Annotated in this window: 4 protein-coding genes; 3 read left to right on the plus strand and 1 reads right to left on the minus strand. The window is 72.7% G+C overall.

Going from position 1 to position 3232, the window contains the following annotated elements; translation table 11 throughout:
- Both ACZ5D2_RS40800 and ACZ5D2_RS40805 read left to right on the plus strand, forming a co-directional pair.
- Nucleotides 1–95 (plus strand): adenosylhomocysteinase (locus ACZ5D2_RS40800; protein WP_351877651.1); only part of this gene is annotated, 95 nt, incomplete at its 5' end.
- A gap of 103 nt (nucleotides 96–198) precedes the next feature.
- The gene (locus tag ACZ5D2_RS40805) at nucleotides 199–846 is read left to right on the plus strand and encodes a hypothetical protein (RefSeq protein WP_371678287.1); all 648 of its coding nucleotides are present in this window, start codon (nucleotides 199–201) and stop codon (nucleotides 844–846) included.
- Here ACZ5D2_RS40805 and ACZ5D2_RS40810 read toward each other — a convergent pair.
- Nucleotides 843–1784, minus strand: a complete 942-nt coding sequence (locus ACZ5D2_RS40810) for an RDD family protein (protein ID WP_468936794.1) — start codon at nucleotides 1782–1784, stop codon at nucleotides 843–845. The genes ACZ5D2_RS40805 and ACZ5D2_RS40810 overlap by 4 nt on opposite strands.
- Before the next feature lie 110 nt (nucleotides 1785–1894).
- Here ACZ5D2_RS40810 and ACZ5D2_RS40815 point away from each other — a divergent pair, with 110 nt between their 5' ends.
- Nucleotides 1895–2902, plus strand: coding sequence for a stage II sporulation protein M (locus ACZ5D2_RS40815; RefSeq protein ID WP_266839377.1), 1008 nt, complete (start codon nucleotides 1895–1897; stop codon nucleotides 2900–2902).
- The last annotated feature ends 330 nt before the right edge of the window (nucleotides 2903–3232 follow it).

The following is a 3232-nucleotide window of genomic DNA, read 5'->3' on the forward strand; positions in this document are numbered from 1 at the left end:
TCGGCGTCAAGCTCACCACCCTGCGCCCGGAGCAGGCCGCCTACATCGGCGTCGAGGTCGAGGGCCCGTACAAGCCCGACCACTACCGCTACTGATCCCCACGGATCCACAGCACCGAGCCAGGCCCCCGGCACTCCGCCGGGGGCCTGCCCCGTACCTCCGTACGCATCCTCCGTACGCACGCAAGGACCCAGCCCCATGCCCCGCGGCCGCTACTCGCTCCACGACCCGCACGACCACACCCCCCTCGGCGAGGAGCACTTCCACTGCGCCCCCGGCCCCTCGGGATGGCGCTACGTCGCCCAGCTGACCCACCCGGACGGCGGCCACCGCGGCTCGGTCGACCTGGCCGTGGACGCCCTGGGCCGCCCCATCCGCCTCGAACTGAACGCGGCCGGCTGGCAGGTCCGCGGCGCCGCCGTCGACGGCGTCACCTGGGTCCGCACCGACCCCACCGGCACCGAGGCCACCGAGGGCAACGTCCGGGCCCCCGGATTCACCGGCACCTCCCCGGCCTTCCTCATCGCCACGGCCCGCCTGCTGCGGCTCGCGCCCGGCGCCCCCGCGACCCGCGTCCGCCTGCTCGCCCTCACCGACCCGGTGCTCGCGGCCCGTACGGTCGACCAGGCCTGGGCCCTGGTGTCCCGCGCGGAGCACCCGACGGACAGCGGCCCGCTCGTGGTGGACGAGTACCGGGTCACCGCGCTCGACACCGGCGAGGTGCACACGGTCCACATCGCCGGGGACGTCGTCCTCGCGGCGCCCGGCATCGAACTCGAACACCTGGAGACCCCGCCGTCCGCCTTCCCCGAGGGCGACGACGCCGACCCGGACCCGGGGTTCTAGCCGGGCGGAGCGAACCCGGTCCGCCGTACGGGAGCCTCGGCGGGAGCGGGAGCGGGAGCGGGAGCCGGCGTCGGCGCGGGGGCCAGGGGAACGGCGGGCGGCGCCACGGGGCCGGCCACCGGCGCGGGCATCGGCCCGGAGACCGGACCGGCCACCGGCGCGGCCACCGGCCCGGGCCCATGCGGGACCTGGACGGCGAAGGCCCTCGCCGCGTCGCGGGTCTGCCGCTCGTGCACCACCGCCATCAGGAACGCGGCGGCCGTCACCCCGGCCGGCGGCGGAGTCCCGGTCCGGGCCACCACGTCGTCCGCGAGCCGGGCCGCCATCGCGGCACCCGTGTGCGGGTCCAGCTGGTTCATCCGGGTCAGGTACTGCCGGATCGCCAGCCACAGCCCCTCCGGCACCGCCGACAGGTCCAGCCCGGTGAACCGCCCGGCCAGCCAGGGCGGTGGAGGCGGCACCGGCATGACCCGGGCGCCGGGCACCCGTTCCCGGATCACCAGCGTCCCCGCGAACACGTCACCGAGCCGCCGCCCGCGCTCCGAGACCAGCGAGGCGATGCAGGCGATGGTCCCGAAGGTCATCAGCAGTTCCACGACCCCCATGGCCCCCCGCACGAGCGCGTGCCGGAAGCGGATCGGACCGCCGTCCTCGCGGACCACCCGCAGTCCGCAGGCCAGCTTCCCCAGCGACCGCCCGTGGCTCAGCGTCTCGACCGCGATCGGCACACCGACCAGCACCAGCAGGAGGCTCGCCACCGACACCGCCGCCTGCGCGGCGTCGTCCAGCGAGGCCGTCGCGAAGAACAGCGCGAACGTGACGAGCAGGTAGCCGCCGACGTACACGAACAGGTCCAGCAGGACGGCCAGGGCCCGGCTCGGCAACCGCGCCGACCGCAGACCCAGGACGACCGCGTCCCCCGTCACGAGATCGCTCACCGCTGCACCTTTCCCCGACCTGACCCGCCCCTGTGCGCTCCAGTCTGCCAAGCTGGCCGCAGGAGCAGTAGGCCGAACCGTGTGGTCAGGGGCAGGGGAGCGGAAACCGGATGGATCTCGACGTCTTCGTGGCCGCCCACCAGGCGCAATGGGCCCGCCTGGAGCAGCTCCTCGGCCGTGGCCGGCACCTCACGGGAGCGGAGGCGGACGAGCTCGTCGCGCTCTACCAGCGCACCTCCACCCACCTCTCCCTGATCCAGTCGAGCGCCCCCGACCCGATGCTGACGGGCCGGCTCACCCAGCTCGTCGCGCGCGCCCGCGCCACCGTGACCGGCACCCGCCGCGCGAGCTGGCGCGACGCGGCCCGCTTCTTCACCGCGGGCTTCCCGGCTGCCGTGTACCGCAGCCGCCGCTGGTGGATACCAACGGCGCTGCTCTCCACGGCGCTCGGGATCCTCATCGGCTGGTGGATAGCGACCCACCCCGAGGTCCAGGGCGCGATCGCCGCCCCCGACCACCTCAAGGAGCTGACCAGGCCGGGCGGCGGGTACGAGACGTACTACTCCAGCCACCCGGCGGCCTCGTTCGCCGCCCAGGTCTGGACGAACAACGCCCAGGCCGCCGCGGTCTGCCTGGTCCTGGGAGCCTTCCTGGGGCTGCCGGTCCTCTGGATCCTCTTCCTGAACATGGCGAACCTGGGCGTCGGCATCGGCCTGATGAGCTCGGCCGGCCGCCTCGACGTCTTCCTCGGCCTGATCCTCCCGCACGGCCTCCTCGAACTGACCGCGGTCTTCGTCGCCGCGGGCACGGGGCTCCGGCTGGGCTGGACGGTCATCGACCCGGGCCCCCGCACACGGCGCACTGCCCTGGCCGAACAGGGCCGGGCGGCCCTGGGCATGGCCATCGGCCTGGCGGTGGTCCTCTTCCTGTCGGGCCTGATCGAGGGCTTCGTGACCCCGTCGGGCCTCCCGACCTGGGCCCGCATCGGCATCGGCGTCGCAGCCGAGGCGGCCTTCCTGGTCTACGTCTTCGTCCTGGGCGGGCGAGCCTCCCGCGAGGGCGACGCGGGCGATGTAGAGGAAGCGGACCGTACGGCGACCCTGCCCACTGCGGCGTGATGTGCGTACGAGCCCGCTGAGCTGCTAGTCTCCTCGTCGTCCCGCAAACACTGTTGACACGGTGGCTGTGGGGAGGTAGATTCGAACGGTTGCCTCGAACTGGACAAGTTCGGCAGTGATGGTTTAAAATCTCTCTCGCCCCCAAGGAATGCAATTCCAATGGGGCGCAATCGACTCTCCGATCAGGAATCTGAAGCCGGGAAATCCGGTGGAAAACTTCTGATAGAGTCGGAACCGCCGGAAAGGGAAAGCGCGAAAGCGCAGAACCTCGAAAGCACCGAGGAAAATCGGACACGAAAGAGTCTGATAGAGTCGGAAACGCAAGAACAG

The organism is Streptomyces sp. NPDC031479, assembly GCF_055581065.1.

Bases quoted from the DNA above. Each gene is read 5' to 3' on its own strand.
- ACZ5D2_RS40815 (WP_266839377.1), top strand. From the start codon at position 1,895: ATGGATCTCGACGTCTTCGTGGCCGCCCACCAGGCGCAATGGGCCCGC.
- ACZ5D2_RS40805 (WP_371678287.1), top strand. From the start codon at position 199: ATGCCCCGCGGCCGCTACTCGCTCCACGACCCGCACGACCACACCCCC.